15 protein-coding genes are annotated in these 14,862 nt (G+C 63.4%); 10 read left to right on the plus strand and 5 right to left on the minus strand.

Features of this window, described 5'->3' with window-relative positions; all coding sequences use genetic code 11:
• Positions 1–58 precede the first annotated feature (58 nt).
• The 3 genes from argJ to BUQ73_RS03255 all read left to right on the plus strand — a co-directional run bounded on the left by argJ (position 59) and on the right by BUQ73_RS03255 (position 2,974).
• Positions 59–1,276 carry a bifunctional glutamate N-acetyltransferase/amino-acid acetyltransferase ArgJ gene (gene argJ, locus BUQ73_RS03245; RefSeq protein ID WP_079226645.1) on the plus strand — a complete coding sequence of 406 codons (1,218 nt, stop codon included), beginning with the start codon at positions 59–61 and terminating at the stop codon, positions 1,274–1,276.
• A gap of 124 nt (positions 1,277–1,400) precedes the next feature.
• The gene (locus BUQ73_RS03250; RefSeq protein WP_079226646.1) at positions 1,401–2,033 is read left to right on the plus strand and encodes a glutathione S-transferase family protein; all 633 of its coding nucleotides are present in this window, start codon (positions 1,401–1,403) and stop codon (positions 2,031–2,033) included.
• Entirely contained in the window at positions 2,030–2,974 is a 945-nt protein-coding gene (locus BUQ73_RS03255) for a Nudix family hydrolase (RefSeq protein WP_079226647.1), read from the plus strand. The genes BUQ73_RS03250 and BUQ73_RS03255 overlap by 4 nt, the downstream gene beginning before the upstream one ends.
• A gap of 144 nt (positions 2,975–3,118) precedes the next feature.
• Here BUQ73_RS03255 and BUQ73_RS03260 read toward each other — a convergent pair whose 3' ends face one another.
• From BUQ73_RS03260 to BUQ73_RS03270, 3 genes are read right to left on the minus strand one after another with little or no spacing between them, the layout of a single operon-like run.
• Complete coding sequence (locus tag BUQ73_RS03260; protein ID WP_027917984.1) at positions 3,119–3,685, minus strand: cob(I)yrinic acid a,c-diamide adenosyltransferase; 567 nt, start codon at positions 3,683–3,685, stop codon at positions 3,119–3,121.
• A 1-nt stretch (position 3,686) separates the two neighbouring features.
• Positions 3,687–5,717 (minus strand): ATP-binding protein, encoded by a 2,031-nt coding sequence (locus tag BUQ73_RS03265; protein WP_079226648.1) that lies wholly within the window; start codon positions 5,715–5,717, stop codon positions 3,687–3,689.
• A gap of 30 nt (positions 5,718–5,747) precedes the next feature.
• Positions 5,748–6,665: a putative 2-dehydropantoate 2-reductase gene (locus tag BUQ73_RS03270; protein WP_079226649.1), complete on the minus strand. Its 918-nt coding sequence runs from the start codon at positions 6,663–6,665 to the stop codon at positions 5,748–5,750.
• A gap of 102 nt (positions 6,666–6,767) precedes the next feature.
• Here BUQ73_RS03270 and BUQ73_RS03275 point away from each other — a divergent pair, with 102 nt between their 5' ends.
• From BUQ73_RS03275 to BUQ73_RS03285, 3 genes are all read left to right on the plus strand, one after another.
• Positions 6,768–7,253 (plus strand): YajQ family cyclic di-GMP-binding protein, encoded by a 486-nt coding sequence (locus tag BUQ73_RS03275; RefSeq protein WP_027917981.1) that lies wholly within the window; start codon positions 6,768–6,770, stop codon positions 7,251–7,253.
• A gap of 115 nt (positions 7,254–7,368) precedes the next feature.
• Positions 7,369–8,211, plus strand: coding sequence for a mechanosensitive ion channel family protein (locus tag BUQ73_RS03280; protein WP_079226650.1), 843 nt, complete (start codon positions 7,369–7,371; stop codon positions 8,209–8,211).
• A gap of 224 nt (positions 8,212–8,435) precedes the next feature.
• Positions 8,436–9,680 carry an MFS transporter gene (locus BUQ73_RS03285; RefSeq protein ID WP_079226651.1) on the plus strand — a complete coding sequence of 415 codons (1,245 nt, stop codon included), beginning with the start codon at positions 8,436–8,438 and terminating at the stop codon, positions 9,678–9,680.
• A 132-nt stretch (positions 9,681–9,812) separates the two neighbouring features.
• Here the strand turns inward: BUQ73_RS03285 and BUQ73_RS03290 are convergent, their stop codons facing one another.
• Positions 9,813–11,360, minus strand: a complete 1,548-nt coding sequence (locus BUQ73_RS03290; RefSeq protein ID WP_079226652.1) for an AmpG family muropeptide MFS transporter — start codon at positions 11,358–11,360, stop codon at positions 9,813–9,815.
• 43 nt (positions 11,361–11,403) lie between these two features.
• Positions 11,404–11,757, minus strand: coding sequence for an MGMT family protein (locus BUQ73_RS03295; RefSeq protein WP_079230476.1), 354 nt, complete (start codon positions 11,755–11,757; stop codon positions 11,404–11,406).
• Between the two features lie 153 nt (positions 11,758–11,910).
• On the opposite strand from BUQ73_RS03295, the gene BUQ73_RS03300 reads away from it, so the two are divergent.
• The 4 genes from BUQ73_RS03300 (at position 11,911) to BUQ73_RS03315 (ending at position 14,850) form a co-directional block, all read left to right on the plus strand.
• On the plus strand, positions 11,911–12,921 hold the full coding sequence (locus tag BUQ73_RS03300; RefSeq protein ID WP_079226653.1) for a DUF481 domain-containing protein: 1,011 nt from the start codon (positions 11,911–11,913) through the stop codon (positions 12,919–12,921).
• A 122-nt stretch (positions 12,922–13,043) separates the two neighbouring features.
• A complete protein-coding gene (locus BUQ73_RS03305) occupies positions 13,044–13,775 on the plus strand; it encodes a HugZ family protein (protein WP_079226654.1) in 732 nt (243 codons plus the stop codon).
• Positions 13,776–13,842: 67 nt separating this feature from the next.
• Positions 13,843–14,304 carry an FxsA family protein gene (locus BUQ73_RS03310; protein WP_079226655.1) on the plus strand — a complete coding sequence of 154 codons (462 nt, stop codon included), beginning with the start codon at positions 13,843–13,845 and terminating at the stop codon, positions 14,302–14,304.
• Positions 14,305–14,556: 252 nt separating this feature from the next.
• The gene (locus BUQ73_RS03315; protein WP_009684394.1) at positions 14,557–14,850 is read left to right on the plus strand and encodes a co-chaperone GroES; all 294 of its coding nucleotides are present in this window, start codon (positions 14,557–14,559) and stop codon (positions 14,848–14,850) included.
• Positions 14,851–14,862: the final 12 nt, after the last annotated feature.

The following is a 14,862-nucleotide window of genomic DNA, read 5'->3' on the forward strand; positions in this document are numbered from 1 at the left end:
TGGGGCGCGAAGCGGCCCTGCTTTTTGCAATCAACCGAATTTTTCTAGGAGCGCTCTAATGGCTGTTGGTCTTGGTCCTTTGCCCACCCTGCACCCGGTTCCGGGTTTTGAACTCGGCATCGCTTCTGCCGGCATCAAGCGCCCCGGGCGCAAGGATGTGGTGGTCATGCGCTGCGCCGAAGGCTCCAGCGTGGCTGGCGTGTTCACCCTCAACGCCTTCTGCGCTGCGCCGGTGATCCTGTCCAAGCAGCGCGTGCAGGGCACCGTGCGCTACCTGCTGACCAACACCGGCAATGCCAACGCCGGTACCGGGGCGCCAGGCCTGGCTGCAGCCGAACGTACCTGCGCCAAGCTGGCCGAACTGACCGGCGTGCCGGCCGAGTCGGTGCTGCCGTTCTCCACGGGTGTGATCGGTGAGCCACTGCCGGTCGAGAAAATCGAAGGCGCGCTGCAGGCCGCACTGGACAACCTGTCGGAAAACCACTGGGCTGAAGCCGCCACCGGCATCATGACCACCGACACCCTGCCAAAAGGCGCCAGCCGCCAGTTCCAGCACGATGGCGTGACCGTCACCGTGACCGGTATCAGCAAAGGTGCCGGCATGATTCGGCCGAACATGGCCACCATGCTCGGCTACATCGCCACCGACGCCAAGGTCGCCCCAGCGGTGCTCAAGGACCTGATGCTCGACGGCGCCAACAAGTCGTTCAACCGTATCACCATCGACGGCGACACCTCGACCAACGACTGCTGCATGCTGATCGCCACCGGCAAGGCCAACCTGCCGGAAGTGACCGAAGCCAGTGGTGCGCTGTTCGAAGCGCTGAAGAAGGCCGTGTTCGAAGTGTGCATGGAAGTGGCCCAGGCCATCGTCCGTGACGGCGAAGGTGCCACCAAGTTCGTCACCGTGCAGGTCAACGGTGGTGGCAACCACCAGGAGTGCCTGGATGTCGGTTACGCCGTGGCCCATTCGCCGCTGATCAAGACCGCGCTGTTCGCTTCCGACCCGAACTGGGGCCGCATTCTGGCGGCCGTGGGCCGTGCTGGCGTGCCGGAGCTGGATGTCAGCCTGATCGACGTGTACCTGGACAGCGTGTGCATCGCCAGCCAGGGCGGCCGCAGCCCTAACTACACCGAAGCGCAGGGTTCGGCAGTGATGGCGCAGGAAGAGATCACCATTCGTATCGAGCTTGGCCGTGGCCAGTGCAGCGAAACCATCTGGACCACCGACCTGTCCCACGAATACGTGAAGATCAACGCCGAATACCGCACTTGATTTAAACGGGGGCCGCTTTGCGGCCCTTTCGCGACACGAGGCAGCGCGATCTCCTGTAGGAGCGGCCTCGTGTCGCGAAAGGGCTGCAGAGCAGCCCCAGAATCCAGACACATGGAGCCGAACCATGAGCTATCAACTGATCATCGGCGACAAGCTGTATTCCTCCTGGTCACTGCGTGGCGCCCTGGCCCTTGAGCTGGCTGGCGTGCCTTACGAAGAAACGCTGATCAGCTTGAACCAGCCCGACACCCGCAAGCGCATCCTCGCATTCTCCTCCACCGGCAAGGTGCCGCTGCTCAAGACCGAGCACGGGGTGATCGCCGATTCCCTGGCCATCGCCGAATACCTCAACGAACGCCACCCCGAGGCCCAGCTGTGGCCGGCCGACATGGCCGCCCGTGCCCACGCCCGTTCGGCCTGCGCGCAGATGCACAGTGGCTTCTTCGCCCTGCGCGGAGCCATGCCGTTCGACCTGTCCCGTGACCAGGCGCTGGAAAACATGCCTTTGGAAGTGCAGGTGGACATCGACCGCATCGTCGCGTTGTGGTCCGAGTGCCGCCTGCTGGCCAAGGACTCTGGCCCGTTCCTGTTCGGCAAGCCGACCCTGGCCGATGCCTTCTTCGCCCCGGTGGCGGTGCGCCTGCGTACCTACCGCGTGGAAGTGCCCGCAGAGGCTGCCACCTATATCGAAACCATTTACCAGTGGCCGGCCTTCAAGGCCTGGCAGCAAGCTGGCCTGGCGGAGCGTGAAGGTTGAAACGGATTCATGTTGTAGCCGCGGTGATCCGCGGTGGTGACGGGCGCATTCTGATTGCCCGCCGCGCCGATACCCAGCACCAGGGTGGCCTTTGGGAATTCCCTGGTGGCAAGGTGGAAGAGGGCGAAGGCGTTGAAGCGGCACTGGCCCGTGAGCTGCGCGAAGAGCTGGGTATTGAAGTGACCGCTTCACGCGCACTGATCAAGGTCAGCCACGACTACCCGGACAAGCAGGTGCTGCTGGACGTTCGCGAGGTCGATGCGTTCACCGGTGAGCCCCATGGTGCCGAAGGCCAGCCACTGGCCTGGGTAGCGCCGCGCGACCTGGCGCAATACGAGTTCCCTGAGGCCAACAAGCCGATCGTCGCGGCTGCGCGCTTGCCGGATCAGTACCTGATCACCCCGGATGGCCTGGAAGTGCCAGAGATGCTCAAGGGTATCCAGAAGGCCGTGGCCAAGGGTATTCGCCTGATCCAGCTGCGCGCCCCGGACATGTACGACCCCAAGTATCGCGATGTTGCGGTGGACGCGGTCGGGCTGTGCGCGGGCAAGGCGCAACTCATGCTCAAGGGGCCGTTGGAATGGCTGGGGGACTTCCCCTCTGCCGGTTGGCACCTTACTGCCGCGCAGCTGCGCAAATATGCAGCCAAAGGCCGCCCGTTCCCCAAGGAGCGCTGGCTGGCAGCGTCGTGCCACAGTGCCGAAGAGTTGGCCTTGGCCGAGCAGATGGGCGTGGATTTTGTCACCCTGTCGCCGGTGCAAGCGACCCAGACCCATCCCGAGGCGGTGCCGCTGGGGTGGGATGAGGCGCAGCGGCTGATCGCGGGCTTTACTCAACCGGTGTTCCTGTTGGGTGGCGTGGGGCCGGGTGAGCGGGAGAAGGCCTGGGAGGCCGGTGCCCAAGGTGTTGCCGGGATACGCGCGTTCTGGCCTGAGGCCTGAGTAGTTGGGGCCGCTTTGCGGCCCTTTCCGACCGGTCCGGCGCCCCGGCAAGGCCGCTCCTAAAAGGGATCGCGGTCTCCTGTAGGAGCGGCCTGCCGGGGCGCCGGACCGGTCGGAAAGGGCTGCAAAGCAGCCCCGGCAATATCAGCCTTCAGGTTTGAGTGCAGGCTGCCACAAGACCTCCGCAACCCCCTGTCGCCGCCCGATAATCCGTGCCGCCACAAACAGCAGATCCGACAGCCGGTTGATATACGCCAACCCGACCCCCTCCAGCGGCTCCAGCGCATTCAACTGCTGGCAGCGCCGCTCCGCACTGCGCGCCAGGCTACGGCACACATGGGCCTGTGCCACCAGCGCCGAGCCACTGGGCAGGATGAAGTTCTTCAGCGGCCCCAGCTCTTCGTTCCACACATCGATCGCCCCTTCCAGTCGCTCCACTTCGGCCTGGTTCAAGGCCTGATAGCTGGGCATCGCCAACTCGCCACCCAGGTCGAACAAACGATGCTGGCAAGGTGCGAGAACGTTGCTCACTTCATCCAGCCCCAGCTCGGCCAGGCCGGCCAGCAACAGCCCGAGCTGGCTGTTGAGGCTGTCCACTTCACCGATCGCTTCGACCCGCGGGTGGTCCTTGGGCACCCGCCGTCCGTCGCCCAGGCCGGTTTCGCCCTTGTCGCCAGTGCGGGTGTAGATCTTCGACAGGCGATAGCCCATGTCATGCCTCCGTGTGGGTTGCCAGCGCCGCTGGCGGCTGGCCGAGGGGCAGGCGCAGGGTGAAGCAGGTGCCCTGGCCGGGCGTGGACTGCACTTCCATCTGCCCCTTGTGGTTGTTGGTGATGATGAAGTACGAAACCGACAGCCCGAGCCCGGTGCCCTGGCCGATTTCCTTGGTGGTGAAGAACGGCTCGAAGGTGCGTTTGCGCACGGTTTCGGGCATGCCGACGCCGTTGTCCTCGACCTGGATCTCGGCCCAGGGTGGGTTGAGCCTGGTGCGCAAGGTGATACGCCCAGGTTCGCTCGGCTGCGGGCGCTGGTGAATGGCCTGGGCGGCGTTTTTCAGCAGGTTCAGCAGTACCTGCTCCAGTTCGTTGGCAGTGCAGGGCACCGGGCCCAGATTGGGGTCGAACTGGCGGACGATGGCCTGGCCCTTGAAGTCGAAGCCGATGGTCAGGTCGAAGTCGTTGCTGGCGATTTCCACGGCCTGGTCGATCAGCGCCGGCAGCTCGCACGGCGCCAGCTGGCGGTTGCTGCGGCGGCTGAAGCTGAGCATGTGGGTGACGATCTTCGCCGCACGTGCGCCGGCCTGCTGAATGCCGTCGAGCAGTTGCGGCACTTCGCGGTTCTCCAGGTAGCGGTTGACGCTGGGCAGGTCGATGCCCAGTTCGCCGGCCTGTTCCTGGTTGCGCGGCAGCTCCGGCGACAGGCGCCGGCGGATGTTCTGCACGTTGTGCAGGATCGCACCCAGCGGGTTGTTGATTTCGTGGGCCATGCCGGCCGCCAGGCCACCGACCGAGAGCATCTTCTCCGACTGCACCATCATCTCTTCCAGCGACAGGCGCTGGGTGATGTCGTCGATACGGATGACCACGCCGCGGCCGCCACCGCCCATCAGCGGGTAAAAGGTCAGGGCGTAGTGGCGCAGGTCCTCGTCCTTGGGCCAGGTGACCCGCTCGATCTTTGCCACCCGGTGCTTTTCGACGCTTTCCTTGAGCTGCGGGAGGAACGGCTTGAGCGGCTCGAAGGCGATGAAAATCGGCTGGTTCAGCGCTTCGTCCAGCGGTGTGCCGGAGAGCACCGTGGCCTCATGGTTCCATTGGGTGACGTAGAGCTGTTCATCGAGGGCGATCAGTGCCGAGGGCATGGAGTCGATGATGCTGTTGAGGTAGTTCTGGAAACCGGTGAGCTTCTTTTCGATCTTGCTGCGCACCTGGACTTCCAGCTCCAGCTTGCGGTTGGTGTGGCGGGTTTCTTCGGCCAGGCCCTGGGCCTGGTCGTAGGCCATCTGGAATTCGTCGCGGGCGCGCTTGAGCTGGTGCTCGCGGGCTTCGATGCGCGAAAGCATGGTGTTGAAGGCTTCGGCGAGGCTGCCGATCTCGTCGTCGTTGCCACGGGTGGCGCGCAAGGCATAGCTTTCCTCGCGGGTGACCTGGCGGCTGAGTTCTTCGAGCTGGTTGATCGGCTGGGTGATCAAGCGCTTGATCTGCCGGGCGATGACCATCCACAGCAGGATGCTGAACACCAGGATCGCCAGGCTGGCGCTGAGCGTACCGGTGTAGAACGCCGTGGGCAGTTCGCTGCTGGCCACCAGCAGCAGATGCGCCGGTGGGCTGGCATCGCGGGGGATGCGGATCAGCTGGGTGCTGCGAAACTCCATCAAGCGCCAGCCATCGATGTTGCGGTAGCGCTTGGGTAGTGCCAATGGCTCGCCGTGCTGCAGCTGGGCCAGCATGCTGCCGTCGCCGCCATAGATGGCGGCGGCGCGCAGCGGGGTATAGCTGTCCAGCTCCTTGAGCAGGGCGGTGGCTGTCTCGGTCGAATCGCCGGCACGGGCCGACAGTTGCGGGTTGGCCACCAGCTTGCCGATGGTCTGCAACGCCTGCGGCGCCATGCTCTCCTGGGTGATCCAGTAGGCGGCGCTGATGAAGGTCAGGTTGGCCACCAGCAGGATGGTCACCAGCAGTACCAGCAGGGCCGCCAGCAGTTTTTGCCCGACCGGGAGGTTTTCCAGGCGTTGGCGCAGGCTCATGGGTAAGGCAATGTCCGTATTGGGTTGACGTCAGGCGCTGGGCAAGCCACGCGCTCGCAGGTTATCGACCAGCCGCTGGTGCAGGTGTTCCAGCTTAGGCAGCAGCATGCCGTGGCGCTCGGCTGCCCGGCAGGCGTGGCCCAGCAGATAATGCACCTCGGTACGCCGGCCAGCACGCACGTCCTGGTACATGGAAGAGTAGTTGGCGGCAGTGGCCAGGATCACCCGCTGCACTTCTTCATCCAGATCGGTGGCCGCTTCGGGCTGACCGCAGCGGCGCAGCAGTTCGGCCAGTTCCGTACTCAGCGCCTCGACCTCGCCGAGGTGCCCGAGCAGCCCGCCGTTCTGGCAGTCGTGGAGTACGGTCAGCGGGTTGATGGCGCAGTTCAGCGCCAGCTTGCGCCACAGGCGGGTGAGGATGTCGACGGTCCATTCGCCAGGGATGCCGGCGTCGTCAAGGTCAGCGAACCATTCGGGGGTGGTGGGGTTGGCCGGGTCTCCCAGCCAGTTGAAACCATGGCCGGCGAAACGTACCTGCCATTCGTCCTCGCGGAATGCGCCTTCGGTACTGGAGGCAAAGATGCAGCGGGCGAGGGGGGCCTGGTCGGCGACTTCGTCCTGGCTGCCGAGGCCGTTCTGCAACAGCACGATTTCTGCGCCATCAGCCAGGCGCGGTGCCAGGCGGGCGATGGCGGGGGCGGCATCGTAGGCCTTGCAGGCCACCAACAGGCGATGAATGGGGCCGCCGGATTCGGCCGTTTCGGCCGGGATGGCGTAGAGGCTGGCCTGGTCCTGCTCGACCAAAGTCAGGCCGCCGGCCAGCTGGTAGGCCTGCAGGCGCTGCGCGTCGCGCAGGATCAGGCGTACCGCCTTGCCGGCGCGGGCCAGGCGGCAGGCCCAGAGGCTGCCGAGGCTACCGGCGCCGAGAATATGCCAGGTGCTGCTCATCTGCGTTTCGCAACCCGTTATAATGAGCCCGCATTTTAACCCTCTAACACCGACGCGCTCCATGTTCAGACTGAGCGCGCTTTTATTTTATGGAGAATACCCATGCCTTCGTTCGACGTGGTATCGGAACTGGACAAGCACGAAGTGCAGAACGCGGTCGACAATGCCATCAAGGACCTCGACCGCCGCTATGACCTCAAGGGCAAAGGCAGCTTCGAGTTCAAGGACAAGGAGCAGACCGTGGTGCTGACCGCCGAGGAAGAGTTCCAGCTCGAAGCCATGCTGGAAATCCTGCGCCTGGCGCTGGTCAAGCGCAAGATCGACGTGAAGTGCCTGGAAACCAAAGACCCGTACGCCTCGGGCAAGGAAAAGAAACAGGAAGCCAAGTTCCGCGAAGGCATCGACAAGGACCTGGCCAAGAAGATCGTCGCCACCATCAAGGACGGCAAGCTCAAGGTCCAGGCCGCCATCCAGGGCGAGCAGGTACGTGTCACCGGCAAGAAGCGTGACGACCTGCAGGAAGCCATTGCCTTGCTGCGCACCAAGGAATTTGAAATGCCGCTGCAGTTCAACAACTTCCGCGACTGATCGCAGGGTTGTCCGGAACCCCGATGGCCTAATGATGTCCATGGGGGTTCATGGCCGCTGAATAGCTTGCGGCCTGCTTTATTGTGCACGTGCCGTTCGGCATCAGGAGATGAACATGGATTTGAACGCTGAAGTCGATCAGCTGGTCCGCCAATCCCAGACCTGGATCCCCTTGATCATGGAGTACGGCAGCCGCCTGCTGCTGGCACTGCTGACCCTGGCGGTCGGCTGGTGGATCGTCAACAAGGTCAGCGCCCGCCTGGGCAAGCTGGTAGGCCTGCGCAACGCCGACCTGGCACTGCAAGGCTTTATCAGCACCTTGTCGAACATCGTGCTGAAGGTGCTGCTGTTCGTCAGTGTGGCGTCGATGATCGGCATCGAGACCACCTCGTTCGTCGCGGCCATCGGTGCTGCCGGCCTGGCCATCGGCCTGGCCTTGCAGGGCAGCCTGGCGAACTTCGCCGGTGGCGTGCTGATTCTGATGTTCCGCCCGTTCCGCATCGGCGACTGGATCGAAGCGCAAGGCGTGTCAGGTACCGTCGACAGCATCCAGATCTTCCACACCGTGCTGCGTACCGGTGACAACAAGACGGTAATCATGCCTAACGGTGCCCTGTCCAACGGCATCATCACCAATACCAACCGCCAGCCGACGCGCAAGGTGGTGTTCGACGTGGGTGTGGACTACGAGGCCGATCTGCAGAAGGCACGCCAGGTGCTGCTGGAGCTGGCGAAAGACCCTCGCGTGCTGCCCGACCCGGCGCCGCAGGCTGTGGTTTCGACCTTGGGCGACAGTTCGATCACCGTGTCGCTGCGCCTGTGGACCAAGACCTCCGACTACTGGGACGTGATGTTCATGCTGAACGAGCACGCCCGTGATCGCTTGCGTGCCGAAGGGATCGACATTCCGTTCCCGCAGCGGGTGATCCGCGTGGTGCAGGAGACTGCAGCGCAGTAAATCGATTTGAAGGCCGGGGCCGCTGTGCGGCCCTTCGCGGGCAAGCCCGCTCCCACAGGAGAGTCGCAGGCTTCGAAACCTGTGCAGCGCCTGTGGGAGCGGGCTTGCCCGCGAAGGGGCGCAAAGCGGCCCTGGTTTTTTCTGCCCTTACACTTGTTCACAGCAATTCCCCGCCATTTCTGGCATATAGCCTGACCCTTCCTGTCTGCACCCGATACGCCATCATGAAACCATTGCTCTACATCACTCCTCTTCGGGCCCTGCTGTTCGGCCTGACCCTGGCCCTGTTCGAGCTGCTCACCTACCTGGCCAGCGACGCCGTGATGCCGGCCATGCCGGTGGTGGTCGAGCACCTGAACGCCAGCCCGGAATACATCCCCCATGCGCTCAACCTGTACCTGCTCGGTGGCGTGGTGCTGCAATGGCTGATCGGCCCGCTGGCCGACCGCTATGGCCGCCGCCCGCTGCTGCTGGCCGGCTGCGCATTCTTTGGTGTTGCCTGCCTGGCCACCTACTGGGTGCAGGATATCGGCCTGTTCAACCTGCTGCGTCTGCTGCAGGGCATTGGCCTGGGCTTTGTGGTTACCGTCAGCTACCCGGCGCTGAACGAGTCGTTCAGCGAAGCGGACGCGGTGCGCATGATGGCGTTGCTGGCCAATATCGCCTTGCTGTCGCCGCTGCTCGGGCCTCTGGTCGGTACGCTCATGCTGCAGTGGCTGGACTGGCGCTGGCTGTTTGTGGCCTTCGCCTTTGGTGCGGTGCTGTGCTGGCTGCTGCTGCATCGCTTGATGCCGGAAACCCTTGGTGTGGAGCGCCGCGACGGCTCGCGCCTGCCCTTCACCCCGATCCATTTGCTGCCACTGCTCGCCGGTTACGGCCAGTTGCTGGCCAATCGCAAGTTCGTCGCCGGCAGTGCCGCGCTGGGCCTGGTAGGCCTGCCACTGATTGGCTGGATCGGCCTGTCGCCGGTGCTGCTCATCCACGATGAGGGGCTGAGCACGATGGAATATGCACTGTGGCAGTTGCCGGTGTTCGGTGGGTTGATCCTCGGTAACCTGATCATCAACCGCATCGCCGACCGTTACCCGTTGCCGGCTCTGGTGCGCGGTGCGCTGGGGCCGTATCTGGCCGGGCTGTGCCTGATGGTGCTGGCGACCTGGTGCTGGCCGACGGTGACCAGCGTGGTCGCGGGCATGTCGCTGTATGCGCTGGGGCTGGGGGTGGCCAATGCGGTGCTGTACCGCATGACGCTGTTTGCCAGCGACCAGAGCAAGGGGCTGGTGTCGGCGATGCTGGGGATGATCACCATTGCCTTGCTCGGGTTGGGTGGCGCGGTGTTGGCGATGATCGGGGCAGGGGCGAGCCTGCTGAACTTTGCCCTGGCGGCGGGTGTGGCAGGGGCTTTGGCACTGTGGCCATTGTGGTTTGTCGTGGGTGGGCGGCCCGACGAAGGGGCTGTCGCTCAATAATCTTCATTGCCTGCACTGGCCTCTTCGCGGGTAAACCCGCTCCCACAGGGTTCTCGCGTGCCTTGATGGCAGTGGTTTACCTGTAGGAGCGGGTTTACCCGCGAAGAGGCCAGTGCAGGCTGAAGAGAGCTATCAGGGCTGCTCGGCCGCCGAGTTATCCACCGGCACCTGCTTTCCCCGGCTCACTTCCTGGCGCCAGTGCAGCGCGATCAGGATCAGCGTGGGCACGCCGAGCAGCGCAGTGATCAGGAAGAAGTCGTGATACCCGTACTTCTCCACCATCACCCCTGAATAGCCGCCAATCAGGCGCGGCAGCAGCAGCATGATCGAGCTGAGCAGCGCATATTGCGTGGCCGAGAACTTCAGGTTGGTCAGGCTCGACAGGTAGGCGACGAATGCCGAGGTGGCCAGGCCGGAGCTGAAGTTGTCCAGCGAAATGGTCACCACCAGCATTTCCAGGTTCGGCCCCATATCGGCCAGCATCAGGAACAGGATATTGGTGGCCGCCGAGGCTGCGCCGCCGATGAACAGGATCGGCAGAATGCCGAAACGCACGATCAGCAAACCACCGACGCCGGCACCGACCAGGGTCATGATCAGGCCGAAGACCTTGCTGACACTGGCGATCTGGTCTTTGGTGAAGCCCATGTCGATGTAGAACACGTTGGCCATCACGCCCATGACCGTGTCGGACATGCGATAGGTCGCAATCAAGCCGAGCAGCAACAGGGCCTGCCAACGGTAGCGGGCGATGAAGTCGTGCACCGGTGTCAGCACCGGGGCCAGGCCACGACGGCCCAGGCTCGACAGGCAAGCCCAGGTAAGCAGTACGTAGAGGATCAGGCGCAGGAAGGCACGGTCTTCGAGCAGCAGGTCGAGTGGCGTCGCATCGCCGGAAATGACGCTCGACCAGCCGGTGTTGAACATCTGGGTAAAGCTGGCCGGTACTGACACCAGCAGGATGATCAGCACGAATACCGAGGCCATCTGGTGCATCAGGCCATAGCGCGCAGCCGACAACTGGGTGCGCATCGGTACCGCGGGTTCACGCATCACCAGGGTGGTGAACAGTGCCGGCAGCATCATCACGCCAAACAGCACGTAGGTACCAGCCCAAGCCTTATGCAGGTAGCTGAAGCCGGTGGAACCGAACCATTCGGCGAAGAACAATGCGCCTGCGGTGGCGAGCAGGGCGGCAATCCGGTAACCAGCCATGTAACTGGCGGCCAGGGCAGCCTGGCGCTGATCGTCGGCGATCTCCAGGCGATAGGCATCGACCGCGATGTCCTGGGTGGCCGAGGCGAAGGCCACCAGCACTGCCAGGGCAATCAGCCAGGAAAGGTGTTGTTGCGGGTCGCACAGGCTCATGCCGACCAGGCCGACCACCACCAGCGCCTGCGACAGTAACAGCCACGAACGCCGACGGCCCAGGCCGCCAAGCAGCGGCAGGCGCCATTGGTCGAGCAGTGGCGACCAGACCCATTTGAAGGCATAGGCCAGGCCGATCAGGCTGGCATAGCCAATGGTTTCACGGGCTACGCCAGCTTCGCGCAGCCACACCGACAGGGTCGAAAACACCAGCATGTAGGGCAGACCGGCAGCAAAGCCGAGCAGCAGAAGTACCAAGGTTGACGGGCTGGCATAGGCAGCGAGCGCAGCGCGCCAGGTTTTACGGGGCATGGGCCAACATCTGCCTCAAATTTGCGAAAACAAAGCGCGCACTCTAACCGCTGTGCTCCATCGGGCGCCAGCCATGGCGCATCATATCCACACGATTATTGGTCACATTCACGCCCTCTGCGCGCAGTCTGGCTCGCTGTTCATCGCCAGATGGCGTGCCCAGCGCGAGGCTCAGTCGCCCGCCTGCGCCCAATACACGGTGCCAGGGCAGGCGGCTATCGGCGGGCAACTGGCCCAAGGTGCGCCCGACCCAACGAGCTGCCTTGCCGAGCCCTGCCAGCTCGGCGAGCTGGCCATAGCTGACCACCTTGCCTTCGGGCACTTGGCCAAGCACCGAATACAGCGCCGTTCGTCGGCCCTCGGGCGACGCAAGCGTGTGCTCATATCCCTCAGACATCAGGGCAGCCCTGGCCTGGAATGAAACCGGACGAATGGTCACGGCAAATGAGAGTTGAACTCAACGGCATACTCCTGGGTCTGTCCTTGCTCTGGTCGTCGGTATCTGGATAATGCCCGGCTTTTTTCGTCAATTCGAACCTGTAGCGCGCTTATGTATTCTAGATCCTTGCTTTGCCTGTTGACCGCTTCCCTGTGCGCCGCCCCGGCGTTCGCCGACACCGTGTGGATGAAGAACGGTGACCGCCTTTCCGGGAAGATCAAGGTATTCGACGGCGGCAAGCTGTTGCTGGAAACGCCCTATGGCGGCTCCGTCGCCCTGGACTGGAAGCAGGTCCAGACCTTGGAAAGCGACCAGGAACTGCTGGTGAAGCAGGACGCCTACACCGGTGAGAAGGCCAAGTCGCTCAAGGCTGCCGAGCCTGGCAAGGTGACGCTGGCCAATGGCGATGCGCCGAAGACAGTCGACCTGGCCAGTGTCCAGCAGATCATGAAGCCCAAGCCACTGGTCGAAGACTTCATCTGGAAGGGCAACGTCGACGTGGCGCTGGACTACAAGCGCGCCGAGACCGACAGCGACGACTACGACGTCAGCTTCAAGACCACTGCCCGCCATGGCCGCTGGCGGCACAATGCCGAAGGCGAATACAACCGCGAATCCAAGGACGAGGTCACCACCACCGACAACTGGAGCGCCGAGTACGCGCTCGACCGCTTCATCACCGAGAAGTGGTTCTGGCAGGGGCGCATGGAATACAAGCGCGACCGCATCGAAGACCTGGCCCGCCAGCGCACGGTCGGTACCGGCCCTGGTTACCAGTTCTGGGACGATGAGCTGGGTGCGTTCTCGCTGGGCTCGCTGATCAACCGCACCGATTTCGAGTACCAGGACGGTGCCAAGGACAACTTCTACTCGGCGGCGGTGAAGTGGGACTACACCCGCTACCTGATCGGCAAGAACGTCCAGTTGTTCACCAATGGCGAGTTTGCCAAGCCGCTGGGCGGCGTGGCCGACTACTCACTGGATGCCGAGGTGGGGCTGCGCTACAAGGTCACCGAATGGGCCTCGCTCAACCTCAAGGCAGAGAAGGACATCATCACCGGTACGCGTGACAGCGACCTGGACAAGACCCGCTATACCGCAGGCTTCGGGGTGACCTGGTAATTCTCCGGGGGCGCTTTGCGCCCCTTTCGCCGGCGATGGGCTGCGGAGCGGCCCCCATTGGCACTGGATGTGATAATGCTTATCTTGTCACTCATCCAGCCCGCATCCAGGAGCCGACCTTCGTGAGTACCAACGCCATCCGCCCCGCCCGGGAACTGCTGCTCAAGGAATACCGCGGCGTGCTCTCGACCCATTCCAAGTCCATGCCGGGCTTCCCCTTCGGTTCGGTTGTGCCGTACTGCCTCGATGCCGAAGGCAATCCGCTGATCCTCATCAGCCGCATCGCCCAGCACACCCACAACCTGCTCAAAGACCCGAAGTGCTCGCTGCTGGTGGGTGAGCGTGAGGCCGAGGACGTGCAGGCGGTAGGCCGCCTGACGGTCATGGCCGAAGCGCACAAGCTGGTCGACGAGGCCGCCATCGAAGCGGCGGCCGAGCGCTACTACCGCTATTTCCCCGATGCCGCCAACTACCACAAGGCCCACGATTTCGACTTCTGGGTCCTGCAGCCAGTGCGCCATCGCTACATCGGCGGCTTCGGTGCCATTCACTGGCTCGACCAGGTGACCCTGGCCAACCCGTTCGCAGGCAAGGCCGAGGCGAGCATGATCGAGCACATGAACAGCGACCATGCCAATGCCATCGCCCATTACGTCGAGCTGAGCGACCTGCCGCGCAGCGCAGCGGCGCAGATGGTCGGCATCGACAGCGAAGGCATGCACCTGCGCATCGGCCAGGGTATCTACTGGTTGGCGTTCCCCGCTCCTTGCAACACGCCGACACAAGTCCGAGAAGCCCTGGTTTTGCTGGCGCGCGCCGACCAATGGCCGGTTGCGACTGAAGTCGAGGCTTGAAAATCCGAGCGTTCGCATCCATCTGTAGGTCTGACTGGAAGGGTTTCTTCCGACGAGGAATGCTTTGATGCGTGCTTTTCTATTGCTGTTTCTGTTGTTCCCAGTGCTGGAGCTGTTCGTATTCGTCAAGGTCAGTGCGGCCATCGGTTTCTTTCCGGCGCTGCTGCTGATCATCGCCGGCTCCGCCCTGGGTGTGCTGGTGGTGCGCGTGGCGGGCCTCGCCACTGCCCTGCGTGCCCGTGAAAGCCTGCAGCGTGGCGAACTGCCCGCCGAGGACATGTTCCAGGGCCTGATGCTGGCCGTAGGCGGTGGTCTGCTGCTGCTGCCAGGCTTCATCAGCGACGTGCTGGGCCTGCTGTGCCTGCTGCCGTTCACCCGCCACCTGGCTGCCCGCAAGATGCGTGAGCGTGCGCAAGCCCAGGCCATGCGCGAGCGTGCGTTCCAGGATGATCCGTTCCAGGCGCAGCCGCGTGATGGCGGCCATCGCCCGAACGTGATCGAAGGCGAGTACGAGCGCCGCGACAAATAGCCAGATCTGTAACGCCCGGGGCCGCACAAGCGGCCCCGGTCTTTTTCAACTTGCTGAAAAATTTTGCATATCAAGCCTTGTAATTGAATATGGCGGCCTCATGTATGTGGTCACCGCAAGGTTTCTGGTGGCAACACCAGTCATGACACAGGTGGTTCGCCCTTGGCGGGCCACCCCCGGCAACGCCGGACCGCATCAACCCGCCGGTGTCGATACCGGCCGATGAAAACCACAATTTGGGAGAGATCGACAATGAAGCTTCGTCCTCTGCATGACCGCGTAGTCATCCGTCGCAGCGAAGAAGAATCGAAAACCGCTGGCGGTATCGTCCTGCCGGGTTCGGCCGCTGAAAAACCAAACCGCGGCGAAGTCGTTGCTGTTGGCACCGGTCGCGTCCTGGAAAACGGCGAAGTACGTGCGCTGGCCGTCAAAGTCGGTGACAAAGTGGTTTTCGGCCCTTACTCGGGCAGCAACACCGTGAAAGTCGATGGCGAAGACCTGCTGGTCATGGCCGAGAACGAAATCCTCGCCGTCATCGAAGGCTGATTTCCCCCGACT

It is taken from the genome of Pseudomonas putida, assembly GCF_002025705.1.
Lineage (GTDB): Bacteria > Pseudomonadota > Gammaproteobacteria > Pseudomonadales > Pseudomonadaceae > Aquipseudomonas > Aquipseudomonas putida_J.